We start from the raw sequence: 26,165 nt of genomic DNA, 5'->3' as shown, positions 1-26,165 counted from the left end.
AAAAAATGTCCAATACCTTAGGTATGAAAACCGATATGATCCAAATTATCAATGAAAATGGCGAGGTAGATGAATCCCGATTTAAGGAATTAAAAATTGATAATGAACTGTTAAAAACAATGTATCACTGGATGTTGAAAGGAAAAGTCATTGATAAGAAATTTCTAAATTTACAGCGGCAAGGACGAATCGGAACGTACGGTTCATATCGAGGGCAAGAGGCAGCACAGGTTGGAAGCGCCTTAGCTCTGGAAAAACAAGATTGGATTGTCCCCAGTTATCGTGAAGCAGTTGTCTCGATGGTACATGGCTTAGATTTAAAAACCTTTCTCATGTATCTAAAAGGTCACTTTGGCGGAAATCGTACTCCTCAAGATATGAACTTAATGCCTATACAAGTTATTATTGCCGGCCAGATTCCACAAGCTGTTGGGATTGCATGGGCTTCAAAATTAAAGGGAGAGAATCGAGTTACGGCCTGCTATTTTGGGGATGGAGCCACGTCACAGGGTGACTTTCATGAAGGGTTAAATTTTGCTTCTGTTATGAAGGTTCCAGCTGTCTTCTTTTGTCAGAACAATCAATGGGCCATCAGCGTGCCCTTTGAAAAACAGATGGCCAGTGAAACGATTGCCCAAAAAGCCATTGCTTACGGGATGACCGGGATTCGAGTGGATGGCAATGATGTGATTGCTTGCTATCAAGTAATGAAGGAAGCGGTTGAACGAGCAAAAAGAGGAGAAGGTCCAACCTTAATTGAGGCAGTAACTTATCGTCAAGGCTCACACACCACAGCAGATGATTGGACCAAATATCGAAAAAAAGAAGAAGTGGAAGTCTGGGTTAATTATAGAGATCCATTTATCCGGTTTGAAAAGTTCCTCAAGAAACGTGGCTTACTGACAGAGCAGCAAATAGAAATATTAGTTACCCAGTTTGAGGATGAGATAGAAGCAGAAATTGCAGCATTTGAAAAGCTCTCACCACCACCAGCCTACGAAGTATTCGATCATGTCTACGACCACCCCCATCCAGAATTACTCAAGCAAAAAGAAGAACTAAAAAACAGAATTGAGGCTACAAGGAGGGATCATAATGCCTAAATTGACCATGGTTGAAGCAATCAGGCAGGCACTGGAACAAGAAATGGAACGTGATAACCGCGTAATTGTTCTCGGTGAAGATGTGGGTGTGAATGGTGGTGTTTTTCGAGCTACCGAAGGTCTTCAATCACAGTTTGGAGAAAATCGTGTATTTGACACGCCGCTTGCAGAATCAGGGATTATTGGTTCATCAGTCGGTTTAGCGATTAATGGGCTCCGTCCCGTTGCAGAAATACAATTTCTAGGTTTTATCTATGAAACGATGGACCAAATTTGTGCACAGGCAGCTAGAATGAGATTCCGCACTGGTGGGAAATATACCGTACCTATGGTGATCCGCAGTCCATTCAGCGGCAATGTCAGGTCACCAGAGCTCCATTCTGATAGTTTAGAAGCTCTTTTTCTGCATACACCAGGTTTGAAGGTAGTCATACCTTCCAATCCATATGACGCAAAAGGTCTTCTTATATCTGCAATCCGAGACGAAGATCCAGTTTTATTCTTTGAGCCGATGAAGCTTTACAGGGCGTTTCGTGCGGAAGTTCCGGAAGAATCCTACGAAGTTCCGATTGGAAAAGCGGCTGTAATAAAAGAAGGAGAAGATGCGACGATTGTTACCTACGGCGGAACCGTTCCAATGGTAAAGAAAGTGGCGGAGGAATTCCAAGCTAAGGGTGTTTGTTTGGAAGTCATCGACTTAAGAACGATAAGCCCTCTTGATATCGATACGATTAATGAGTCAGTAGAGAAAACAGGGCGATTGATGATCGTTCATGAAGCAGTCAAGACGGGAGGCGTCGGTGCAGAAATCATCGCGTTAATTAGTGAAGAAACCTTGTATTCACTAGCTGCCCCTGTGGTAAGAGTAACCGGATATGATACCCCTTATCCTGTCCAAACAGTAGAGGACGATTGGCTGCCGAATGAACATCGTGTAAAAAGTGGTGTTGAAAAACTATTAGCCTATTAAAAAAGGAGGAAAAAGTGTGAATATTGAAGAGCTGGCATCGGAGTTTTATCAGGCTTACAAAGAAAAAAAGAATGTTGAATTTTTAAGTAATCGGGGAATTTTTATAGATGTTCCAACTGCATATAAGCTTCAAGAGCTGGTAACAAATTTAAAAATCCATGATAACCAAGAAGAAATCATTGGATATAAAATCAGTATGACAAGTGAAGAAATGAGAAAGCTTGGCAAATCGACTGAACCTGCTTATGGAACCTTCACATCTTTAAGTCTCTCTAATGGAACGATCCAAATGGATCCAAAATATCAATATTTGCTTGAACCGGAGATAATCTTTGAATTAACAGATGATGTATCTTTAGGAGCTGTTGCAGAAGAAATTGTTGAAAAGTCAAAAATCGCTGCCGGCATTGAAATCCCAACAGGAAGATATGCCGATTGGTTTCCTCCTTCCAAGACTCACACTGTTGCAGATACCATTTCGGATAATACCTTTGCTGGTTACATTGTATCGGGGAAATCAATCAATATTCCCGAAAAAATTGATTGGATGAATATTAAAGGTACCCTTTATTTCAATGATGACAAGATAGATGAAGGATATTCATCAGTTGTTATGGGTAATCCAGTAAATGCTGTTTGTTGGTTAAGTGGAAAATTGGCTGAGCAGGGGAAAACATTGAAAAAAGGAATGATAATTTCATCAGGTACTTTTACGAATCCGAAAGTATTGGAAAAAGGTGTTTACCGGGTAGTATATGATCTTGTTGGAGAACTATCAGTAAAAGTAGAGTGATAGATTAATTTGAAATGGAGGTAATGGAAATAAATCTTACAAAGGAATTAAAGAGGTTCGTCTCAGAGGACAGAGTAAGTAAGAATGAGACCGTACTAAGCCTTCACAGCAAAGATGAGTCCTTTCATACTCCGCGTCAGCCAGATGTTGTTGTTTTTCCAATAGATACGGAAGAAGTAGTAAACATCCTTAAATTTGCAAATGAAAATGAAATTCCTGTTGTTCCCTTTGGAGTAGGTTCTGGCTTGGAGGGGCAGGTTATTCCAATTAAAGGGGGAATCTCTCTAGATTTTCAGTTGATGAACCAGATCGTAGAAATAAGTCCGGTCGACTTATTGGTACGAGTACAGCCAGGTGTCATGCGAAAACATTTGAATAAAGAATTAGGGAAATATGGATTGTTTTTCTCAGTAGACCCAGGAGCGGATGCCAGTATAGGGGGGATGGCAGCTACTAATGCAAGCGGTACAACTGCTGTAAGATATGGTTCGATGAAGGAAAATGTCCGTAATCTTCAAGTGGTTTTGGCTGAAGGGAAGATCATCCAAACCGGAGGAAAGGCGAAAAAGTCGTCCTCCGGGTATCACTTAACAGAACTATTTGTTGGTTCAGAAGGAACTCTCGGGATCTTCACAGAAATAACATTAAAGGTGTATGGAATCTCGGAAATGATAACTGCTGCACGTGCGGTATTCCCTTCTGTTAAACAGGCAGTTCAAGCAGCGGTATCCCTTCTTTCCTTAGGGGTGCCAATCGCCAGAATCGAATTACTAGATGCTCGGTCCATAAAACAGATCAATATGGCAACGGGCAGCAAATATGTTGAAGACGTGACATTATTCTTAGAATTCCACGGAATAAAGGACAGTTTGGCAAACGAGGTTTATCTTACGAAAGAATTATTCATCGATTCGGGATGCTATCAATTTGAATTTGAATCAGACTCGAATGGAAGGGCACGACTTTGGGATGCAAGACACAATCTATTTTATGCCTACCTTCATAGTAATCCAGGGAAGAAAATGATGAATACGGATGTGTGTGTTCCATTATCCAAACTAGCAGAGGCAGTGGAGCAAAGCCGCAAGTTTATTGATGAATCAGGTTTGGATGGAACTGTTGCCGGCCACATTGGCGACGGGAATTTCCATGCAGGCATTGTTATTGACCCAAAAAATCCTTTCGATATGGCAAGAGCTAATCGGGTGAACGAACAAATAGTTGATTTTGCTCTAACTCATGGCGGGACGTGTACGGGAGAACACGGGGTAGGTTTAGGGAAAATGAAATATCAGAAGAGAGAACACGGAGACGCATTAGATATAATGAAGAGTTTCAAAAGGGTATTGGACCCAAAAGGCATTCTAAACCCGGGGAAAATTTTCGAATAACCTTCCAATACACAACTTTGGAAACGCCTACTACTAACGCTGCACCTAACTCAAACATTGGCTTACGTTCAGAATTAACTGAATATTTTGGATAACATCATTAAATTCGAACTTCTTTTCGAAAAGGAGTGTTAAATGAAACTAAAAGTCATTGTAACGGCAAAAATTTATGATGAAGTATTAGAGTATTTGCATCAAAATTGTGAGGTTATTTATTTTAATGAATTAAATGAGGAAACCTATCCCGCCTTTATAGAACAGTTATCGGATACGAAAGGGATTTTTTCTATGGGATTAAAGGTGGATCGATTCCTTTTAAACCACGCTCCACAGCTAAAAATAGTGAGTAACGTTTCCGTTGGCTATGACAATTTTGATCTTGCGGAGATGACTAGTCGTGGAGTGATGGCAACAAATACACCAGAAGTATTGAATGATACTACCGCTGATGCGGCGCTGGCATTACTGCTAGCAACTGCCCGGCGGATCCCAGAATTGGACCAATATGTTAAAACCGGAAAATGGCATGGATTGGTTGAAGATGAATGGTTTGGTGTCGATGTATATGGTAAAACGTTGGGGATTATCGGGATGGGGCGGATCGGAACAGCCATTGCGAAGCGGGCACATCTTGGTTTTGACATGAACATTCTTTACCATAACCGCAGCTGTAACATAGAAGCAGAAAATCTTTATTCCTGCAAATATTGCAGCCTGGATGAATTATTACAAAAATCGGATTTCGTTTGCTTAATGACACCGCTTACGAGTGAGACAAAATACTTACTTGGTAAAAGAGAATTTAAATTAATGAAGGAGACGGCTATTTTTATCAATGTATCACGCGGTCAAACCATCAGGGAAAAGGACTTAATTTCTGCCTTGCAAAACAAATGGATCCTGGCAGCCGGACTTGATGTATATGAACAAGAACCAGTGGACCTTGGCAATCCTTTGTTAAAATTCCCCAATGTAGTAACACTGCCTCATATTGGCGGTGCGACTAAAAAGACGAGGCTGAACATGATGAAACTAGCTGCCGAAAACTTGATTCAAGGATTAACAGGGGAGAGGCCGAAAAACTTGATTAACGAACAGGCTTACTGGATGAAAACTTGTTTGGCGGATGGTCGGGAAAAATAACAAATGAGGTGTTCAAATGAAACCGATGAGAAGTGACATGATTAAACGCGGCGTTGACATTCCCGTAATGTAACATCAGCAAATACAGGAGCCATATTGAAATAGTCTTTTTTATTTAAATTTAAGGAGATGTTTAAATATGAAAAAAATGATTAGTTTGTTATTCATTTTAGTTGTTTTTATGGCGGGCTGTTCCGCTAATCAAACGAATGGTTCTAAAGCTGATAGAAACGGCAATTCCTCTAACAATAAAGAAGTAATTGAATTAGGCTTTTCTTCTTGGTATCCAACAAACGATCCACTCGTGAAGCAGGTTTTCGGAAAGTGGGAAGATCTTGTAAGCGAGAAAACGGACGGACGGGTAAAAATCGTAAGCTATCACGCCAATCAATTAGGGACCGCGGATACTATGCTGCAGGATCTCGCTGGGGGAGTGTTTGAGATTGCAACTATTAGTCCGATTCTCTTCGATGACACTGAAATGTTCCCGTATACCATTTCCAATTTAGCTTTTGCGTTACCAGATTCAGAAACAGGAACAAAGGTTATGGCTAAATTCTTAGAAAAATATAATACATCTAAACAAATTGAAATACTCGCAACGGGTAATGCCGATCCTTATGTAATTTGGAGTACTTCTCCGATTGAAAGTGTAGAAGATTTGAAAGGGAAGAAAATTCGGGCAATCAGTGATGTCCATGTAGAGTTAGTAAAAAGCTGGGGTGCATCTCCAGTAGCCATTCCTGTGGCCGATCTCTACGAATCACTACAAAAAGGGACATTAGACGGGGCTGTATTCTCAATGGTAGGCGGAGAAGCTTGGAAGTTTGGAGAAGTGGCACCATTCATTACGAATATAGCAGTATCTACTCCTACATTTATGCCATCCATGAATAAAGAAGCGTTTAATAGTTTGCCAGAAGATTTACAAAAAATGTTTAAAGAGGAGCTTGGACCTGCATTAGCTCAATTATGGTCCGATCATTATCAGGAATATACAGCCAAAGCAATAGATAATCTTGATAAAAATCCTAAAGGTGGAGTAATAACCCTCTCTGAAGAAAAGCTAAAACCATTCCAAAAGGATAGTAAAAATATCTGGGATACTTGGGTGAAGGATGCCAATGCTAAAGGCTATGATGGAGAAGCTATGATGAACGATTTTAAAGATATTTTAAAAGAGGAAGGAGTTAAATTACCATTCTAGTAAACTAAGTAACAACAATGGTCATGAGCCGTCCGCCTTGATTACCGTCATTGGAGAAATTTAGGCGGGGGTTTATGATTGTTATCTTCTAGATAACATTCTACAAGACCACAAAAAAATAATATTAAAAGAGGGTATAGCATGAGGATCCTAACCAAAACCTTACAATCTCTTACACAAGCCACTCGATGGATTGCAATGATCATTATTTTCGTTATGATGGCGCTAATATCCTTAGCTGTTATAGTACGTGCCTTTGGGAAACCAATATTGGGTGATGTTGAACTGGTGCAATTTGCGATGATCGTCCTTATTATGTTTGGCCTGGCTTATACGCAAAAAGAAGAGGCTCATGTTTCGATTGGTCTTCTAGTAGATAAGTTATCACCACGGGTGCAAACCATCCTTGATATTTTCTCCTTAATCTTAACCATTGTTTTTTCTTGGCTGATCAGCTTCGTTTTTTATCATGGTGCGGTTAATGAGATGACAGGAACGGTTATTAAATCTACCTTGCTAAGTATTCCTCACTATCCTTTTAAGTATATTATTGCCATTGGATTATTTCTATGGGGTCTGGAGAGTTTGTTTAAGATTATCTTAACCTTTATAAAATTGATAAAAGGTACCTTTGAGGCAAGTAAAACGGAAAAGGGAGGTGAAGAACTATGGCTGTAGAAACGATTGGTCTATTGGCTATTTTGGCAATGTTTCTTCTAATGGTACTTAGGGTACCGATTGCCATAGCGATGGGTGTTCCTGCACTAGTTGGAATCATCTATTTAAAGGGCTTTGGGACTCTCTCCGCAGCAATCGAATCGATCGTTTGGACGCACAGCACCAGTTATGCCTTGAGTACCATTCCAATGTTCATCCTAATGGGGGAACTACTATTTGTAGCTGGGATTACCAATGAATTATTCACTACTTTTCGTGCGTGGTTTGGCAGATTAAGAGGCGGTTTGGGAATGGCCACCATTGCAGCTTCGGCCGGTTTTGCTGCAGCTTCAGGTTCGAGCATCGCCACAACTGGAACGATGGGGGTTATTACCTCCAAAGAAATGTTACAGGCAGGCTATGCGAAGACATTAACAGGCGGTTCCATTGTTGCTGGAGGAACCCTAGGTATTTTAATTCCTCCCAGTACCATTCTTATTCTTTATGGGATGTTAACAGGAGAGTCGATAGGGAAACTATTAATCGCCGGTATTTTTCCAGGAATATTACTGACTCTCTTTTTTATATTAACGATTGCGATATCGGTAAAAATCAATCCAAACCTGGCTCCCCTTGGAGAATCGAGCACATGGAAGGAAAGGATTTATTCTTTGCGTCATACAGTTTGGATCATCCTTTTATTTGCAGTCGTTATTGGCGGAATGTACTTGGGCTGGTTCAGCCCTACTGAAGCAGCGGGTATAGGGGCATTGGGTGCTTTAATTATTGCTTTAATCAGAAAAAAATTGACTTGGAGACATGGGATTTTAGTGTTCTCCAATACGTTAAAAACGACTGGGTTTTTGTTTGCGATTGTCTTGGGTTCATTCGTTTTAAACTATTTTTTAGTCATTACTAGATTACCAAATTTAATTGCTACTTTTATTACAGATTCTGGCCTTTCTCCAGGAGTAATATTCCTATTAATTATTATCATGTATCTGATTCTTGGTGCGATTATGGATTCACTTTCGATGATTGTTATTACCATCCCTATTTTACTGCCAATTATTCAGGGATTGGGTTTTGATTTAATTTGGTTTGGGATCATTATAGTCTTAGTTGTAGAAGCAGGGCTAATTACACCCCCTGTAGGGATGAATTGTTTTGTACTCAATGGTGTTGCACCCGAATTAAAAATTGAGGAGATTTTTAAAGGTGCACTACGATTTGTCATTCCGATACTATTACTTGTCACTCTGCTGTATTTTATCCCGGAAATCGCACTTTATTTACCTAGTAAAATGTTCTAAGACCATTAAATTATATCATTTCAGGAGGAGATATTTATGGATTTGGGTTTAAAAGAAAAAGTGGCAATTGTAACTGGTGGAAGTAAGGGAATTGGGTTCGCAACTGCCCTTCAGCTTGCCCAAGAGGGGGCCAATATAGCGTTGGTTGCCAGGAACGAAGATTCATTGGCAGCTGCGGCGGAGGAAATCCATCACAAGACAGGTGTTCGTGCATTTCAAGTAACCGGCGATATGTCTATAGAGGCAGATTGTCAAAAGGTTGTTTTACAAACAGTCGATCACTTTGGCCGGTTGGATATCTTAGTTAATAATGCGGGAACCCATGCCGGGCATCATTTTGAAAAAGTCAATTCAGACTTGTGGAAATATGATCTGGATTCAAAATTATTCGGTGCGATCCATTGTTCTCGAAACGCTATTCCCTTTATGCGGAAAATTGGAGGGGGAGCCATCGTAAACATAACTGCGGCAATTGCTAAAACGCCTCCCGCCAACTCATTACCTACTACAGTGAGCAGGGCTGCAGGGATGGCTTTAACTAAAGCAATGAGTAAGGATCTTGGTCCTGATAATATACGGGTAAATACCGTATGTATCGGTCTAATTAAGAGTGATCAAATGGAAAAGATTTGGCAAAAAACTTCGCCGCATCAAACCTTTGAACAATTTGTGCATGATCCAAAACATCAAATTCCTTTAGGCAGGATTGGCGAAGCAGAGGAAGCAGCAAAAGTCATCGCCTTTCTTGTTTCTGATGCGGCCTCTTATATCACTGGTACCTCTGTTAATATTGATGGCGGAACGGCCGGAACCTTATAAGTGGTTTGGATGAAAGGAGTTTTGATGCTGAGTGAATAATCAAGTGTTGCCTGAATCTGAAAAAGCTATGCTCCCCTTTACCCATCGGGAGTGGGAAAGACGTGCACGTGAAAAGTTGGAAATCGGACCGTATTCTTTTATATCAGGAAATGCTGGCATGGGAGAAACAGCAAATTCCAACCGAGCCGCAATCAAGGAGTGGAAGATTGTTCCAAGGGTATTCAGAGACGTTGAGAAACGTGATTTATCGATTGAATTACTCGAAAAAAAATTCTCTACACCCATTTTACTTGCCCCCATTGGGGTTCAAAAGATTATGCATCCAGAGGGAGAACTGGCTTCGGCTCGTGCTGCAGCGGACAGCAGGATTCCATTTATTGCAAGTACGATGTCATCTTATTCCATGGAAGAGATTGCTAGTGTCATGGGAGATGCACCACGCTGGTTTCAATTGTACTGCAGTAAAGATAAAGAAATCACTAAAAGCTTCATAAAACGGGCTGAAAGAAGTGGGTATTCAGCCATTGTGATTACTTTAGATTCATCCGTGATGGGCTGGCGCGTTCAAGATCTAGAAAATAATTATTCTCCTTTTAGATTAGGAATAGGCTTGGCAAATTATTTTTCAGATTCAACATTTTGTTCTAAATTAGTGAAACCGCCAGCAGAGGATTTTGCTGCTGCATTCTCTATTTTTTCAAAAATTAACACGAGTGCATCCTTAACCTGGGAGGATCTTGAATTTTTAAGAGAGAATACAAAGCTGCCGATTTTATTAAAAGGGATTGTTGACCCAAGAGATGCGAAACTTGCACTTGACCACGGGGTGGATGGTATCATCGTTTCCAACCATGGCGGCCGGCAATTAGATGGGTCCATTGCTGCCATTGATGCTCTGCCAAAAGTTTGTTATGTAATTGGAGGTAAAATACCTGTCCTAATGGACAGCGGGATTCGCACAGGTACAGATGTCATTAAAGCGCTTGCGTTAGGAGCTAGTGCTGTACTATTGGGAAGGCCATTTGCGTATGGTCTCGCTGTAGCTGGAGAAGAAGGTGTAAAGCAGGTAATTCGCAATTTAATTACTGAAACTGAAGTATCATTAGGGTTATCAGGTTACCATTCAATTAAAAGTCTCGACCGTTCACTGGTAGTTAAATAATATTTAACGGTTAGAGGGGGATGGATAAATGAAAAAAAGGACATTTACAGCTATGATGATTTTCATTATTTCCAGGTGGAGTAACGACGCTTTCTCCAGAGGAAGTAAAACAATTTAAGGCTCCTGCCGAGAAAAGTTGGGAAAAATGGGTAGAAGAGGCAAATGAAAAGGGCTATCCTGGTGAAGAAATGATGGCAGAATTCAAAAAATTATTACAAGAAGAAGGAATAGAAATTCCTTTCTAATAATAATTTAACTTTTATCACCTGGGGCTTCATTGAAACTGTTTCATAATGAGTAATATATGAAGCTCCAGTTTTTAATAAACATGAGATTATACCTTCGCTTATTCTTATGTAATATATTAAATTTACAATAAAGGGTGGAGGTATGGTGAAGTTTACTATTATTATATAAATAGAGAAATAGTAGCGGGGAAGTGTTGATCATAAACCTTTTAAAACCGGATATTCGAAACCTACATGAACAAACGTATTGGTATTTACATCAACTTATCATTAGCCATCAATTAAAACCAGGAAGTAGAATCAACTATGATGAATTGAGTGAAGAGCTGGGGATCAGTAAAACTCCTTTGCGTGATGCATTCAACCGTCTATCACAGGAAGGGCTAGTGGAGATTAAACCTCGCTCAGGAACATTCGTGAGTATCCCAAACATAAAGGATGTTCGAGAAGTTTATGATGTGAGAAAGGCACTTGAACGTCAATCAATTGAACTTGCTATTGACAAGATTCCACAATCAGAATTGGAAAAGCTATTGGAATTAAATCAAGCAGTGAAAAAAAAGTTTCAAGAAAGTGGCAATTTCCAAGCTTTTTTAGATTCAGATCGTGTCATTCATCAGGCCATTATCAACTATTCAAATAACTCAAGAATCATTAATATTATGGAAACGCTTAATGCCCAAATCAGTTGGTTCGGATTTCTGATTATCGATAAAATCCGTGAACGAGTTTCAGAAGCAACGGAGCATCATCAAGCGATACTTGAGGCAATGATGAATAAGGATGTGGAAGTAGCCATGAAAGTAATGGAATATCATGTAGAGAAAACCAAACAGATAGTCATAAAGGATATTTCTAAATGATTTTTATACTTGAAATAGACATGAAACTGTTTTCTTTTTTTATAATGCCATTTACAAAAATGAAAAGTAGATTAGGGTGGTGAAATTATGACAGTTAAGAGTTCCAAAAAGGTTTCTATGGCTGATCAACGTCCTTTTTTTACCGAAGAACACTTATTATTTCGAGATTCATTACGAAAGTTTTTAGAAAAAGAAGCAGTCCCTTTTTATGATCAATGGGAGAAAAATCGGTTAATCCCTCGAACTTTTTGGGAGAAGTTGGGGGAGAATGGCTTTTTAGGAGCTTGGATTGACGAGCAATACGGAGGATTGGGAGCTGATTTCGGTTTTTCTATTATATTAACAGAGGAATTGGAAAGAGTGGGGTCGGGCTTAATGGGGATCCCATTGCATACGGATATCGTTGCACCTTATATTGCTTCTTTTGGAACAGAGGAGCAGAAAAGGAAATTATTACCTCAATTTCTTACTGGAAAGATGATTAGTGCAGTAGCTATGACTGAGCCTGGGGCAGGGTCTGATTTGTCAGGTATTCAGACAACTGCTGTGAAAACAGGAGATCACTATATTATTAATGGTGCAAAAACGTTTATCACAAATGGTATTCAAGCAGATTTATTCTTAATTGCTTGTAAAACGGATCCGAAAGCAACTCCTCCATACAAAGGAATCAGCTTGTTCTTGGTTAACAGTGAAATACCTGGATTTACGAGAGGACAAAAGCTTGAAAAAGTTGGTCACCACAGCTCTGACACAGCCGAACTCTATTTTGATCAGATGATTGTTCCGGCTGAAAATTTGCTGGGTGAAGAAGGAAAAGGATTTGTTTATATGATGCAAAAACTTCAGCAAGAACGGATTATTGCTGCCCTCAATGCACAAACGGCGGCAGAAGACATGCTCCAGTTAACAATTAATTATGTTAAAGAACGGGAGGCATTTGGAAAAACCATCAATCAGTTTCAACATACACAATTTACCCTTGCAGAACTGGCCACAGAAATACAAATAGGAAGAACATTCGTAGATGACTTGGTTGTAAAACATATTGAAGGAAAAGATGTGGTAACAGAAGTATCGATGGCTAAATGGTGGATTACGGATATGGCGAAACGATGCGCAGGAAAATGTATGCAGCTCCATGGTGGATATGGATACATGGAAGAATATAAAATAGCAAGGCGCTATAGGGATATTGCTGTTACCTCAATATTTGCGGGAACGAATGAAATCATGAAAAAAATCATTTCTAAGAATTTGGGTATCTAGTATTAAACGGGAATTAATATGCTGAAGTAGTGATGGTGTGGCGGTCAGGCAAATAATGTCAAAGGATAAAGCAATTGAGTTGGGACTTCTCCCCGCTTCTGAGTGATTGCTCGTTCAGTTTATCAGGTCAGACCCAACATTAATGGTAACTGGATCATTTGAAGCAACTAGGCAGGTCTTACGATTGAATATCGATCTTTATGATTTCTATTTTTTAATAAATCCAAATTAATAAATTTATAGGAGGAGATTTATAGATGAAGATTCAAGAGTGTATTGCTATTGTAACGGGTGGGGCATCTGGATTAGGCGAGGCAACTGTACGGAATATTGTAGCCAATGGAGGAAAAGCAGCAATTCTTGATTTATCAGTGGAAAATGGTAATCGACTAGTGGAGGAGCTAGGACCAAATGTTGTCTTTGTTAAGACCAATGTTACAGATGAGTTTAGTCTCCAGAATGCATTAGAAGAAGTTTCAGCTAAATTTAGTGGTTTTAATGCTGTTGTTAACTGTGCAGGAATTGGTAACTCCAAAAAAACAGTAAGTAAAGGGAAAGCCCACGATTTAGAAAGTTTTATCCATGTTATTAATGTGAACCTTATTGGATCATTTAATGTTATTCGATTAGCTGCAGAAAAAATGGTAGAGAATATTCCAAATGATAAAGGCGAGCGAGGTGTCATCATCAATACCGCTTCCGTTGCAGCATTTGATGGGCAAATGGGTCAAGCGTCTTATAGTGCGTCGAAAGGTGGAATTGTTGGAATGACATTGCCTATTGCTCGTGATTTAGCCACCCATGGCATAAGAGTTTTAACCATTGCTCCAGGACTTTTTGAAACCCCATTGTTTAGCACATTGCCAGAAAAGGTAATCGAGGCTCTTGGTAAACAAGTTCCATTTCCTTCAAGATTAGGGTACCCATCTGAATACGGCCAACTAGTTCAATCCATTATTGAAAATCCGATGTTAAATGGTGAAACCATCCGTTTAGACGGTGCAATTCGTATGGCTCCGAGATAAATAAGAATAACTACTAGAAAAAGTATTGAAAAAAACATTTTCAGGGAGGAAGTTCTTATGAATGGAAAAACGATTATTGTCACAGGTGGTGGGAGTGGTATAGGGAAAGCAATGGCAAAGAAGTTTGCTGAAGAAGGAGCAAATGTTGTCATTTCAGGAAGAAATGCTGACCGTTTAAAAAGTGCAAAAATGGAAATTGAAACCTTTGAAGGTCAAGTATTAGACTTTCAAATGGACGTTAGAATACCTGAGAATGTCAAAGACATGGTTGCTACCGCAAAGAAAACATTTGGAAGAATCGACGCACTTGTAAATAATGCAGCCGGAAACTTTATCTGTGCATCGGAGGAACTTTCTGTTAATGGTTGGAACACCGTTATTAATATTGATTTAAATGGTACATGGTATTGTTCTCAAGCAGTTGCAAAAGATTGGATACAAAACAACCAAAACGGAAGCATTCTCAATATCGTAGCTACGATGGCATGGGGTGCTGCACCAGGAAATGTGCATGCTTGCAGTGCAAAAGCTGGAATTCTGGCAATGACCCGTACCCTTGCAGTTGAGTGGGGAAGTAAATATGGAATCAGAGCCAATTGTATTGCCCCAGGACCCATCGAAAATACCGAAGGGGTGACTAGATTAATAGACTCTAAGGATGGATACCAAAAAGCAATCAATCAGGTCCCCCTTAAACGTTTAGGTAAAGTCGAAGAGATAGCAAAACTAGCACACTTTCTATTGTCACCTGATGCAGAATACATTAATGGAGAATGTATCACAATGGATGGTGGGAGATGGTTGAATAACCATGATTTAAGGGAGATATAATAATTCGATTTTTTGACCTTCAGTAAAACCAAGATTTTAGATAACCATAAACATACTGTTTCGGTAAAAACGAGTTCCATTTCTTTCTAGATTAGGATATCCGTCTGAATATGCCCAACTAGTTCAAGTTATCTTCGAAAATACAATGTTAAATGGTGAAACCATACGTTTAGATGGAGCTATTCGAATGGCTAAAAGATAAAAAAGTATCAACATAACCAAAGGAGGAAGGGGAAATGGGTAATTTAGTAAAAATGGAAAGGGCAAATGGCATTGCTACCGTAACAATTGATAATCCCCCTATGAATGTCTTAAGCAATCAAGTGGTAAAAGAGTTAGAAGAGGTTTTTACTAGTATTTCAGATGACTCGGAAGTAACTGTTATTATTTTAACAGGTGCAGGTCAACGAGCGTTTATGGCAGGAGCAGATATCAAAGAATTTCCACAATGGTTACATTTAAAGAGGAATTAAAAAAAGTTGTTTTACAATCTCATAGAGTCTTCAATCTTATTGATGAAATCGCCAAACCTACCATTGCTTTGCTTAACGGGATCACCTTTGGCGGTGGATGTGAACTGGCATTAGCATGCGATATTCGAATTGCTGAGGAACATGTGCAAATTGGATTACCTGAGGTCAAATTAGGACTTTTTCCTGGAGGCGGTGGTACACAGCGTTTACCAAGGCTTGTAGGTGAGGCAAAAGCAAAAGAATTGATGTTTTTGGGAGAGCCACTTTCGACAAAAGAAGGAAAGGAAATTGGCATAATAAATAAAGTCGTCCCAACAGGTGAGGGATTGAACGCTGCTCAAATGATGGCTAAGAGAATATCCGGGTATTCCTTACAAGCTTTAAGTCGAATCAAAAGGTCTGTAAATGATGGTATGGAGTTAGAGTTTAAAGCTGCTCTCGACCTTGAATTAAATCACTTTCTAGATGTTTTTCAAACGGAAGATGTTAGAGAGGGAGTGCAAGCTTTTCTTGAGAAACGCAGTCCTAAATTTATACACCTTTAAGGAACGTTATTTCTAAAATCACAAATTTCACGAGGTAAATTTGAAGATGCATTGATAGAAAGAAGGGGGATGCGTGTTTAAAGAACTGTCAATTCAAGCAAAGCACTTAATAACACAATTAATTGAGTTTATGGAGAATCATATTTACCCGAATGAAAAGGTATTGGAACAGGAGTTGAACCGTAAGGAAGATCGTTGGGTAGTTCCGCCTTTAATTGAAGAATTGAAGGAAAAAGCAAAAGCTCAAGGGTTATGGAATTTATTTATTCCCGATAAAGAATACGGAAAAGGACTATCAAATGATGAATATGCTCAACTATGTGAGATCATGGGCCGTTCCCTGATGGCCCCTGAAATTTTCAACTGTAATCCTCCTGATCCAGGGAACATGGAGGTCCTCCTTAAATATGGGACGGAAGAACAGAAGAAGCAGTGGCTTGAGCCGCTTTTAGAAGGGAAAATACGTTCAGTTTTCTCCATGACAGAACAGCTGTTGCATCCTCTGATGCAACGAATATTCAAAGCAGCATTCTTAGGGATGGTGATGAATATGTCATTTACGCAAAAAAATGGTGGTCTACTGGGGCCTTAGACCCACGGTGTAAAATAGCCATCGTTATGGGGAAAACAGATCCAAGTGCTGAACGCCATAAGCAGCAATCGATGATTCTTGTTCCATTTAACTCACCAGGAGTTGAAGTGATAAGGCATTTGCCGGTGTTTGGTTATGATCATGCACCCAATGGACACGCGGAAGTCCACTATAAAAATGTACGTGTTCCGATTTCTAATATTTTACTAGGGGAAGGAAGAGGTTTCGAAATAGCTCAAGGACGCTTAGGTCCTGGTAGAATTCATCATTGTATGCGAGCAATCGGAGCTGCAGAACGGGCACTTGAATTAATGATTAAACGTGCCAATAGCCGCGAAGCGTTCTCTTCAAAATTAATTGATATGGAGACCATAAGAGAGCAAATTGCTGAAAGCCGGATTGATATAGAGCAAGCTAGACTTCTAACCTTGCATGCTGCAAACAAGATTGATCGAGAAGGGGCTAAGGCTGCAAGAAAAGAAATTGCAATGATAAAAGTTGCAGTGCCACGTGTGTCTATTCGTGTCATTGATCGTGCTATTGAGGTGTTTGGCGGTGCTGGTGTTACCAATGATTTCCCTCTTGCTGCTCACTACGCCAATGCAAGGACACTTAGGATTGTCGATGGACCTGACAAAGTTTATTTAAGAGATATTGCCAGAATGGAAATTAGAGAACAAATATAGGGGGACGATGCATCAAATGAAGTCTTGGTTTGTGACAAGGATAGGAGAACCGAATGAGGCTCTTGAAATGAAAGAAATCGAGAGGCAAGTTCCTGCAAAAGGAGAAGTAGTTATAAACGTGAAAGCGTTTGCCCTTAATTTCTTTGATATTTTGCAATGCCAAGGAAAATATCAGGAGAAACCAGCCTTGCCATTTACGCCGGGTGCAGAAGTAGCAGGAGTAATTGAAGCAGTCGGTGAAAATACCTCCTTTTCCATTGGCCAGCGAGTCCTCGCGCTTCCTCTACTTCCAAACGGAGGCTTTTCCGAATCGGTGGTTGTAAAAGAAGAGGACGTGTTCCCAATTTCTGATGAGATGGCGTACGAAGAGGCAGCAGCCATGTTCATCACCTACCATACCGCTTATTATGGGCTAATTACTAAGGCAAAACTCCAACCTTTCGAGAATCTTCTAGTTCATGCTGGATCTGGAGGGGTTGGGTCTGCAGCAATACAAATTGGGAAAGCACTTGGGGCAAAGGTGATTGCAACTGCTGGATCTGCAGAAAAAATCAAAATCTGTAAAGAGATGGGTGCAGATGTAGTAATAAAATACAAGGAAGAAGACTTTGTTCAACTGGTAAAGAAAGAAACAGCTGGGCATGGAGCAGATGTAATCTTTGACCCAGTTGGAGGAGACGTTTTCCATAAGTCCCGAAAATGTATAGCATTTGATGGCAGGTTGTTGTTAATAGGGTTTGCAGGTGGAACCATTCCTGAGGCACCGATGAACCACGCATTAATTAAGAATTACTCACTTGTCGGTGTACATTTTGGCTATTTCCGAAAGCTATTTCCAGAAAAAGTTAAAGCAAGTCATGTCAAGTTAATGGAATTATACAAAACAGAAAAAATTAAGCCGCTAATTTATCAAAACTGTACCTTCGAAGAAGTCCCCAATGCATTAAATCAATTGGGCAGCCGGAAAACCTGGGGGAAATTAGTTGTTCGGACCCATAGGTGAAACCCCTTAAGTTGGATTGGAGGTGGTATAAAAATATGAATGCAATCAACCGATATATTGATCACGAACATATAAATTGGAATCGTTTAGAAACGCTTGTATGAGAACAGATTCCTAATATTCCTAATAAAGAAATGAAAGTTAGAAAGTTTTCCGAAGGCTATTCCAATCACACATATTTACTATCCTTTGGTGATTGGGAAACTGTGTTAAGGAGACCGCCATTTGGTGAAATTCCTGCAAAAGCTCATGATATTAAACGCGAATATACGATTTTATATCGATTACATTGTGTTTATCCCCTTGCGCCAAAACCGTATTTCTACAGTGACGACCCAGCGATAATGGGGAGACATTTTTACCTCATGGAAAAAAAGAAAGGGATTGTGATTAACGAGGTTCTTCCTGACTCATATGGACCATCTGAGGTGGTTGGCCCAGCTCTATCAAAAAGTATGATTACAAGTTTGATAGAACTTCAACATGTCGATTACAAGAATGCGGGCTTAGTGGATATTGGAAAGCCGGAGGGTTATTTAGATAGGCAGGTTCACAACTGGATAAAGCGTTACAGGATGGCAAAAACGTATGAAATGAGAGGAGTAGTGGAATTAGAAGCTTGGCTAGTAAGTGAAATGCCAACAACCTTTGATACAACAATTGTTCATAATGATTTTAAACTTAATAACATCGTTCTAGACCCGTTTGACCCAACTATAGTAAATGGAGTACTGGACTGGGAATTGGCAACCATTGGGGACCCGATGAGCGATATCGGGTCAGTTTTAACCTATTGGGGGGAAATAAGTGATCCTAACATCGGCATTTCGGTGGTAACGAACCAACCTGGCTTCTTATCGAGAAGAGAAATGGCTGAAATGTATGCAAAGGAGAGTGGTCGGGATATTCCGCACATCCACTACTATGTAGCATTTGGTTTTTATAAGCTTGCGGTTATCCTGCAACAGCTCTATTACCGGTGGAAAAAAGGAGCCTCGGACGACGAAAGATTTAAGAATTTGAACATTCCGATTGGTAATCTATTTGAAATGGCAAATCTATCAAGAACGAACAGAATCTTGTGAAAAGAGGGGTGAGATGAAACAGGAGTTCACTCATTACCACGAATCATTTGAAATTGAGAGAGGGGCAAAATTAAATCGTTGGCAAAGGCATTAGGAATAAAAAATCCAATTTATTATGACAAAGAAGAACACAGCGAATGGGATACCGCGATTAGTCAACCCACTAATTTTACTGCATTTGATTTTGATCCGAACTGATCATTATTTGTCTTTTGAAGTGCCTCGTATAACTGCGAGGCTTTTTCGTGTGCCAGGCACCATCCATTCTATTGAAGAAAGTTCGGAGATGTGAACTAGGAGAATAGTAAATTGAGAAAATGAATCTTGGATTTCGCAATAATCTGAGGAGTAATGGTAGATAAGCAGACCATTGAATGTGTGAGCATTTGAGGATTTTAGGGCAATGACATTTGAAGTGTCATAAAGCATGGGTCTAAGTCAGAGAAAAATTGAAACAAACAAATAAAATTCATCCTCTTGAAGAATGCATTACTAATCATTTTTACATAATTATATTATGTCAACTGTATTCAAAATTCAAAGGCGTTAAAAATACACATTTATAAATAGAGGTTGAAGAAATGGCAATTGAAAAAATAGTCCAACAGCAAATTGAATACTTTTATCAGAGAATAAATAAAAGAAAGATTTCTATTTTTGAAAGTCATAGATATAGCGATCTTTCTTGTGGTAACTAGCAGTAATATGCTCCCTCTATACATGAATATATCTAGGTAAAGACTGTAATTGGAGGGATACATATGGCTTTCGTTTCGATTTATACTGTGGGCAGGCTAAATTACCCCTATGACCACCCTGCCTCTCGTGAATTTTTTGAAGTAGGATACGAAGTAATGCGACAGGCTTCCAAAACAGGGCAACTAGTTGAGGAGTTTTCACCTTATGGAGTCCCAATCCCCGAAGAAGCCACCAAAGGGGATGGGTTCCCTGTACTTACACTAACCGTATGGAAAAGCCTTCAAGGCTTGCATCGTTTCACCTATGCGGGTCAGCACAGGCAAGCAATGAGAGACAGGAGCAAATGGATGGTGCCTTATCAAGAGAAACACCTTTCGTATGTCGTCTGGTGGACAGAAAAGGTAAAGGATGTCTCTTGGCAGGAGGCTTTTAAAAGATATAACTATTATTTAGAGCATGGTCCCACTTCTTTTGCTTTTGATTTTAAGCAAGCATTTGATGAAAAAGGGGAGAAGTATTTAATTATGTAGTTTGTGTTCTCTTGATTAATCTACCAAAGCAGACGTGGGAATGGTTTCGGCCTATACCATGTCTTTTTTTAAACCAGATAGTAATTTATCAATATTTTTCAATGGAAAAGCACAATCCAAAAGGTTTACACCCAAATATTATGATTAACTGTGCAGCCAATCAAAGTACATGACTTCACCTGTTTCGAGGACATAGCGTATCAGCTTACTTTCACGAACTTCAGTTAATTGATTGAGAAACAGTTCTTTTAATTTGTTGTTTACAATTCCATAAAAGAAGGCGATTGGTTTTAATACCGATTTAGTAGATTTCAGTTTACGGATTAACTGCTTAAAGGACTGAATCGCGATACTGAGAATGTCTTCTGAATGTTGATCAAATTCAAATCTAAAAGCAGCGATTTGGACCATATGCCAGTATTCTTCAATTGTTTTAGCATCAGAAAAGAAGTATTTTACGGCTTGAACAAAGTTTTGAGGAACTTTATCACTAACAAAAGTGTGATCGAGTTCAATCGGCGCTTCATTACGTTTATTATTCTTTTGATTATTAGCTTTAAAAGATTATTAGTTTCTTTAGGCTGGTCCAATTTTTTCGCTTTGGGTGGTTCACTTTGTGGGAAGCGATTAAAGCTATAAAGGTTGCTAGATTGTGAACCATTTTTCCGTTCCGTTTCATAGATGGTCAGGATTCCTAACACCTTAGCTTTGATGATCATCCTTTTAAAAGTAGAGCGAGAGATCCCATTACCTTGATAATGTTCATTAATCGCTTTTAGCACAGTCCCAATCTTTGCATTACAAACCCCAGGGACTTTTGCAGAAAAACGAACCAAACGCTTCAATCCAACAAGCTCTCCCTTTGAGAACTCCTGCTTCTTCTCAGCTAACCACATCTCTATATGCGTATTAAACTCCTTCACACTCTTAAACTGAGAATATCCTTCAAACCCTTCAATTCTGCCAGATTTCAAATTCATAAAAATGCACCACCCTTTCTACCCTCTATATATAAATCAGGAGGGCAAAAGGACAGGGGGATTTGTGAGAAGTTGTTACAGTATTGTGAACTGTTAATGTGAGTGCGGTATATAGCTCTGGGAGGGACTGAGGGACGGTTCTCCTGGTAGAAGTTTTGAAAAAAGACCGTGAGAACCGTCCCCGCGGTACTCTCGGAAATACTTCCTCAACCGCTTATACGGTGGGGAATTTAGCTTCGAATACTTCTTATAGTTTCTTTGTCAAAAGCGCGGGATGCAAGTGGAAATGTTTCTGCAGCTAGTAATACGATAAATGTTACGACTTCCGCACCGGCAGTCGACCAGCCACCGCTAGTTAGCAGCATTCAGGTTTCTCCGATTGCGAGTGATGGTCAGACTATAGGCGGGACGGTTACATTGTCTGTAAATGCAATTGATGATAAAGGAATAAGCAAGGTAGAGTTTTACAGCAATAATGGGGGATATTTAATTGGAACGCGAACGTCAGCGCCCTTTAGTTTGAATTGGGCTACCGATCCATGGGTCCCGGATGGCAGTCAAACATTAAAGGTGATTGTGTACGATACTGCTAATCAAACTACGCAGGTTTCCAAAACAGTCATTGTCAAAAATGCAGTTACCCCTGAACCAACGGCCTATAAAAAAGTCGGATATTATACGGGCTGGTCCACGTATTCAAACTTTCAGGCAGCAGATATTGATGCAAGTAAACTTACCCACATTAACTACGCATTTGCCAACATTTCTTCAGATGGAAAAATTGCCTTAGGCGACTCTTGGGCCGATGTTGAAAAGCCATTTCCAGGAGATACAGCCGATCAGCCTTACCAAGGGGAATTTTTATCAATTAACCAAGCTTAAACAGCAATACCCATATTTGAAAACATTAATTTCTGTGGGTGGCTGGACTTGGTCAGAAAAGTTCTCGGATGTAGCCTTGACAGAGCAGTCGAGAGCGATCTTCGCTGAAAGCTGCCTGCAATTCATTTTGAAATATGGATTTGATGGCATTGATTTGGACTGGGAATATCCAGTAGGCGGGGGAGAGGCAGACAATATCAACCGTCCTGAGGACAAGCAGATTTTTTACGCTTCTTTTGAAAAAAATAAGAGAAACATTGGATGCTCAAAGTGCTAAGGATGGGAAAACGTATTTGTTAACCATTGCCGCTGGAGCAGGCAGTTCCTATGCTGCAAACACAGAACTAAACGTAATTCACCAGTATGTCGATTACATTCAACTCATGACCTATGATATTCACGGATCCTGGGAGAGTATGACAGGGATGAATGCTCCTTTGTACCGGGATCCCGAGTCTGGATTCACTTGGGAGTGGAGTGTACAAGATACAGTCAACCTTTATCTCAATAAAGGGGTTACTAGCAGTTTCCAAAAAAGTGTCTATTGATAGACAATAGGGGACTTATGTGGTATTATTATATAGAAACATATGTTTGTATTATTACTTATTTTACCACATTATTTATTCGTAAAGCGTTTACCACAAAAGATAATCTTACATCAGGTGATTCCTCTTTTTAGTATGATTCTGATTCTTTTTTTGTTCTCATGTATTTAATAATTGAAGGGATCTGAAGGGATGTTACAAACTTACCAGACCAAACTTACCAGACCAAACTTAGTAATCATTTTCTAAATACGGATTGTACATCGGATATGTATCTTTCTGAATATGGGAAATTTTTTGGAATGTTAGAGCGGAAATTATTCGTTCTAACTCATATACAAGGCGTTTCCTCATCCCAATTAAAAAAGAACTTTTCCAAACAAAATGGCTTGACGGCACGGCAATTTAATTCTATTAGAATACAATTGGACGGGAAGGTCTCTTCTATCTTAGAAAAAAGAAAACAAGAAATTCAAGAACTTGAAACAAAAACTGAATATTTACAGAAAATCATCAGAAAGAAAACCACACAAAAGGAACAACTACACCAAAAACTCCTACGAATTCCCCAAGCGAGTACTATTTTTCTCCAAAAAATTAAAACCTATCAAAATCTCAAATTTTATCTTCATCAGAAAAACCGAAAACTTAGAAATTTACAGCAAAAATTAGAAAAGCTGAAGTCAGATGAAGTAATTAAAAAGATTCGTCTCTGTTTCGGTTCGAAGAAGCTATTCCATAAACAATTTCACTTAGAAGAAAATAAATATACCGACCATAGACAATGGAAAGAGGACTGGATTGCCGCAAGAAGCTCCCGGTTTTTAGTCATCGGTTCAAAGGATGAAACATTTGGGAATCAAACAGCTACCTACGATTTGCATAACACGTTACGTCTACGTGTTGCGGATCAGTTTATTTCGGAATTTGGAAAATATATCTCCTTTCCGGAGGTGGAGTTCCCCTACGGGCAGGAAATGATTGATCAGGCGAAAGTTTCTTATATGGGGGTTACCCGAACCGGTAAACCTCAAAAATATTACACCGCCATCACATTTCGTTTCTTAAAACAGAAAAAAGGTTGGTATGTGAACGCAACAGTGGAGAGAGATATTCCAAAAATAGGAACATCAAACCTAAATGGATTGATAGGAGTCGACCTCAATGCTGGTTTTTTATCCATCTGTGAAATAGATCGATTCGGTAACCCGATAAAAAGTTGGCGCATAAATGTTCCTATGTACAATCGGCGAACAGAACAGGTAAAAGCTTCGTTGAGTGATGCGATTAAACAGATTATTGGTTATGCCGTTTTGGTACAAAAAGACGTTGTCATCGAAAAATTAGATTTTTCCAAGAAGAAAACCAAATTACGTGAACTGGGACCTAAATATGCACGAATGCTTTCGGGTTTTACCTATTCTTCATTTAATCAATTAATCGAAGCCAAAGGAAAAAAAGAGGGAGTCAGAATTCGAAAGGTGAACCCTGCTTATACGAGCCAAATTGGGCAGATGAAATTTATGGCGAGATATGGACTAAGTTCCCATAGTTCGGCTGCCTGTATGATTGCGAGAAGAGGCTATTATTTTAAAACGGAAAAACCAAAATATGATACTGTGCTATCTTTTCCAAAGAAATTTGATAAGAAAAAATCTAATTTTAGCAATTGGCGCACGATCACCAGACATTTGACGAAACAATATACCTTTAAAGATAAAATTGAACTATTAAAGGCAGATATTTAACAAAATCCTTAGAGAAATTGGAGCAACGCTTCCTATTTACCTGCAAGGAAGAATAGGACCACGTACTCCAATTTATGATTATTTAAGTAAGAAAGAGCGTGGCTAACAGCCAGTCTAGAGTATCTAATGGTATCCTGTGACGTGGATTTTATCGAATGGATGGAAGACATGGCATTGCGACGGAAGCGTTGAAGTTTGTAAGAGTCGAAAGACTTTTTAAGACGGATGTTTCCATTCTAGAATTAGGGCGTGATTCCCTAACGTGATTCGCAAAAAGCTCTGTTCGTTTTGCGTGCTAAATGGATAGATAGTATCCATAAGAACATATAGATAGTAATATCCACCAATGTCTATATTTAGGAACCGTACCTGCAAATAAACTCATCATGGGAATTCCCTTCTACGGCAGGGCCTATAACCAGGTAACAAATAGTAATAACGGGTTATACCAGTCCTTCGCGGGCGGTGGATCTGCCATCAGTTATGCGAATCTAGAAGCGAACTATGTTAACAAAAATGGATTCATTCGATACTGGGAACCGGATTCCAAAGTACCTTGGCTGTTTAATGGATCTCAATTTATCAGTTATGATGACACAGAATCAATCGGATATAAAACATCCTTTATCAAGGCAAACAGCCTGGGTGGTGCGATGATGTGGGAGCTAAGCCAAGATCCTAATAGAGTGTTAGTGTCGAAGATTTATAATGACTTGAATTAAAGAACGTTTCACCCTTAACAAGTCGGGATCCCATCTTTAAGAAAAGGCTGGGATTTTCTTTGTTTATGATCGTAACCCTAAATTTTGGTAAGGGAATATACAGTAATTTGATTGATTTTATAATTTCCCTAACAAGGTATTTCGTACGAGTCATGAATAAAAAAGGGAATGTGAGAAGACAAGAGGGGCGACGGAGTGAGTAAGGATTTCGTTTTATTTATTATGGTTACTGTATTAATGGCAATCCATGTTGTGTACGGAACCCTTCAAATAGGGGCCTCTATGCTTTTTAGCTTCTCCGTATTTATTTTCCCCTCCCTTTTTCTTGGTCCACTAACGGACAGGTAAGTTCTGTAAGAATCTAAAGTGATTATGTCGCATTAGACACCAAAGATGACATAAATAAGAAGCGTTTATAACGCTTCGGATGTGAACTATTGGGTGTTTTCAGTTTGTTTCATTGATAATTTCCTAATTAACCCCATAAGATACCTGACCATAATAAAGGTTGAGGCGATTGAAAAAAAACTATGGATTGATGTCCATGATTTTTTATAGCTAATTAACTTTGTGTTTTTTTCAATCCAATCCTCTGCTAATGCAGATGGGGCACTAAATAATAACGCCTTAATAATAATTCCTAAGTTACTTGATTTTCTGGTTAATTGATTAAAGTAAATACAGCTTACAGGGAATAGTAAGTAACTAAATAAAACACTAATGTCAAAAGTTTTAAATAAATTAACTGGATATTTAAGGTAGCCTTTTTTCACTAGAACATTATCAAATATTGAAGCAATGTAGCTTTTTAATAAAAAAATAATCAACCAATCTTTTAATGGTGGCTTTCTAACTAAATTTATAAATGTGACGATTCC

25 protein-coding genes and 3 pseudogenes are annotated in these 26,165 nt (G+C 39.2%); 25 read left to right on the top strand and 3 right to left on the bottom strand.

Annotation, left to right across the window (positions count from 1 at the left end; translation table 11 throughout):
- Positions 1-5: 5 nt before the first annotated feature.
- From pdhA to QFZ28_RS16600, 20 genes and pseudogenes are all read left to right on the top strand, one after another.
- On the top strand, positions 6-1,103 hold the full coding sequence (pdhA, locus tag QFZ28_RS16695) for a pyruvate dehydrogenase (acetyl-transferring) E1 component subunit alpha (RefSeq protein WP_307195678.1): 1,098 nt from the start codon (positions 6-8) through the stop codon (positions 1,101-1,103).
- Positions 1,096-2,073, top strand: coding sequence for an alpha-ketoacid dehydrogenase subunit beta (locus tag QFZ28_RS16690; protein WP_307195677.1), 978 nt, complete (start codon positions 1,096-1,098; stop codon positions 2,071-2,073). The genes pdhA and QFZ28_RS16690 overlap by 8 nt, the downstream gene beginning before the upstream one ends.
- A 16-nt stretch (positions 2,074-2,089) precedes the next feature.
- A complete protein-coding gene (locus QFZ28_RS16685) occupies positions 2,090-2,866 on the top strand; it encodes a 2-keto-4-pentenoate hydratase (RefSeq protein WP_307195676.1) in 777 nt (258 codons plus the stop codon).
- A gap of 29 nt (positions 2,867-2,895) precedes the next feature.
- Positions 2,896-4,257, top strand: coding sequence for an FAD-binding oxidoreductase (locus tag QFZ28_RS16680; protein ID WP_373428146.1), 1,362 nt, complete (start codon positions 2,896-2,898; stop codon positions 4,255-4,257).
- 135 nt (positions 4,258-4,392) lie between these two features.
- Complete coding sequence (locus tag QFZ28_RS16675) at positions 4,393-5,400, top strand: 2-hydroxyacid dehydrogenase (protein WP_307195674.1); 1,008 nt, start codon at positions 4,393-4,395, stop codon at positions 5,398-5,400.
- A gap of 139 nt (positions 5,401-5,539) precedes the next feature.
- Positions 5,540-6,607, top strand: a complete 1,068-nt coding sequence (locus tag QFZ28_RS16670) for a TRAP transporter substrate-binding protein (protein ID WP_307195673.1) — start codon at positions 5,540-5,542, stop codon at positions 6,605-6,607.
- Positions 6,608-6,748: 141 nt separating this feature from the next.
- Positions 6,749-7,285 (top strand): TRAP transporter small permease, encoded by a 537-nt coding sequence (locus tag QFZ28_RS16665; RefSeq protein ID WP_307195672.1) that lies wholly within the window; start codon positions 6,749-6,751, stop codon positions 7,283-7,285.
- The gene (locus tag QFZ28_RS16660; RefSeq protein WP_307195671.1) at positions 7,276-8,577 is read left to right on the top strand and encodes a TRAP transporter large permease; all 1,302 of its coding nucleotides are present in this window, start codon (positions 7,276-7,278) and stop codon (positions 8,575-8,577) included. The genes QFZ28_RS16665 and QFZ28_RS16660 overlap by 10 nt, the downstream gene beginning before the upstream one ends.
- A gap of 36 nt (positions 8,578-8,613) precedes the next feature.
- On the top strand, positions 8,614-9,396 hold the full coding sequence (locus QFZ28_RS16655) for an SDR family NAD(P)-dependent oxidoreductase (RefSeq protein WP_307195670.1): 783 nt from the start codon (positions 8,614-8,616) through the stop codon (positions 9,394-9,396).
- Positions 9,397-9,427: 31 nt separating this feature from the next.
- A complete protein-coding gene (locus tag QFZ28_RS16650; protein ID WP_307195669.1) occupies positions 9,428-10,558 on the top strand; it encodes an alpha-hydroxy-acid oxidizing protein in 1,131 nt (376 codons plus the stop codon).
- 442 nt (positions 10,559-11,000) lie between these two features.
- A complete protein-coding gene (locus QFZ28_RS16645; RefSeq protein ID WP_307195668.1) occupies positions 11,001-11,669 on the top strand; it encodes a GntR family transcriptional regulator in 669 nt (222 codons plus the stop codon).
- An 87-nt stretch (positions 11,670-11,756) separates the two neighbouring features.
- Complete coding sequence (locus tag QFZ28_RS16640; RefSeq protein WP_307195667.1) at positions 11,757-12,938, top strand: acyl-CoA dehydrogenase family protein; 1,182 nt, start codon at positions 11,757-11,759, stop codon at positions 12,936-12,938.
- A gap of 257 nt (positions 12,939-13,195) precedes the next feature.
- Positions 13,196-13,963: a 3-hydroxyacyl-CoA dehydrogenase gene (locus tag QFZ28_RS16635; protein ID WP_307195666.1), complete on the top strand. Its 768-nt coding sequence runs from the start codon at positions 13,196-13,198 to the stop codon at positions 13,961-13,963.
- A gap of 57 nt (positions 13,964-14,020) precedes the next feature.
- Positions 14,021-14,794: a 2,4-dienoyl-CoA reductase gene (gene fadH, locus QFZ28_RS16630; protein WP_307195665.1), complete on the top strand. Its 774-nt coding sequence runs from the start codon at positions 14,021-14,023 to the stop codon at positions 14,792-14,794.
- 67 nt (positions 14,795-14,861) lie between these two features.
- Positions 14,862-14,996 (top strand): annotated as a pseudogene (locus tag QFZ28_RS16625) (3-hydroxyacyl-CoA dehydrogenase); the annotation flags it as partial.
- 34 nt (positions 14,997-15,030) lie between these two features.
- Positions 15,031-15,812, top strand: a pseudogene (locus tag QFZ28_RS16620) (enoyl-CoA hydratase).
- 130 nt (positions 15,813-15,942) lie between these two features.
- Positions 15,943-17,090 (top strand): annotated as a pseudogene (locus QFZ28_RS16615) (acyl-CoA dehydrogenase family protein).
- Between the two features lie 16 nt (positions 17,091-17,106).
- Positions 17,107-18,093 (top strand): NADPH:quinone oxidoreductase family protein, encoded by a 987-nt coding sequence (locus tag QFZ28_RS16610; protein WP_307195664.1) that lies wholly within the window; start codon positions 17,107-17,109, stop codon positions 18,091-18,093.
- 134 nt (positions 18,094-18,227) lie between these two features.
- On the top strand, positions 18,228-19,178 hold the full coding sequence (locus tag QFZ28_RS16605; RefSeq protein WP_307195663.1) for a phosphotransferase family protein: 951 nt from the start codon (positions 18,228-18,230) through the stop codon (positions 19,176-19,178).
- Between the two features lie 761 nt (positions 19,179-19,939).
- Entirely contained in the window at positions 19,940-20,407 is a 468-nt protein-coding gene (locus QFZ28_RS16600; RefSeq protein WP_307195662.1) for a DUF3291 domain-containing protein, read from the top strand.
- A gap of 144 nt (positions 20,408-20,551) precedes the next feature.
- Here QFZ28_RS16600 and QFZ28_RS16595 read toward each other — a convergent pair whose 3' ends face one another.
- Positions 20,552-20,818, bottom strand: coding sequence for a hypothetical protein (locus tag QFZ28_RS16595; RefSeq protein WP_307195661.1), 267 nt, complete (start codon positions 20,816-20,818; stop codon positions 20,552-20,554).
- 44 nt (positions 20,819-20,862) lie between these two features.
- Positions 20,863-21,387, bottom strand: a complete 525-nt coding sequence (locus QFZ28_RS16590; protein ID WP_307195660.1) for a hypothetical protein — start codon at positions 21,385-21,387, stop codon at positions 20,863-20,865.
- A 258-nt stretch (positions 21,388-21,645) separates the two neighbouring features.
- On the opposite strand from QFZ28_RS16590, the gene QFZ28_RS16585 reads away from it, so the two are divergent.
- From QFZ28_RS16585 to QFZ28_RS16565, 5 genes are all read left to right on the top strand, one after another.
- Positions 21,646-22,269, top strand: a complete 624-nt coding sequence (locus tag QFZ28_RS16585; protein ID WP_307195659.1) for an Ig-like domain-containing protein — start codon at positions 21,646-21,648, stop codon at positions 22,267-22,269.
- A gap of 16 nt (positions 22,270-22,285) precedes the next feature.
- Entirely contained in the window at positions 22,286-22,546 is a 261-nt protein-coding gene (locus QFZ28_RS16580; protein ID WP_307195658.1) for a glycosyl hydrolase family 18 protein, read from the top strand.
- Complete coding sequence (locus tag QFZ28_RS16575; RefSeq protein WP_307195657.1) at positions 22,506-22,817, top strand: glycosyl hydrolase family 18 protein; 312 nt, start codon at positions 22,506-22,508, stop codon at positions 22,815-22,817. The genes QFZ28_RS16580 and QFZ28_RS16575 overlap by 41 nt, the downstream gene beginning before the upstream one ends.
- A 302-nt stretch (positions 22,818-23,119) precedes the next feature.
- A complete protein-coding gene (locus QFZ28_RS16570) occupies positions 23,120-24,565 on the top strand; it encodes an IS200/IS605 family accessory protein TnpB-related protein (RefSeq protein WP_307195656.1) in 1,446 nt (481 codons plus the stop codon).
- 326 nt (positions 24,566-24,891) lie between these two features.
- A complete protein-coding gene (locus QFZ28_RS16565) occupies positions 24,892-25,287 on the top strand; it encodes a glycosyl hydrolase family 18 protein (protein WP_307197049.1) in 396 nt (131 codons plus the stop codon).
- A gap of 434 nt (positions 25,288-25,721) precedes the next feature.
- Here the strand turns inward: QFZ28_RS16565 and QFZ28_RS16560 are convergent, their stop codons facing one another.
- A complete protein-coding gene (locus QFZ28_RS16560) occupies positions 25,722-26,114 on the bottom strand; it encodes a CBO0543 family protein (RefSeq protein WP_307195655.1) in 393 nt (130 codons plus the stop codon).
- Positions 26,115-26,165: the final 51 nt, after the last annotated feature.

The organism is Neobacillus niacini (assembly GCF_030817695.1).
GTDB lineage: Bacteria > Bacillota > Bacilli > Bacillales > Cytobacillaceae > Neobacillus > Neobacillus niacini_F.
This window is presented reverse-complemented; position numbering and strand designations above follow the sequence as displayed.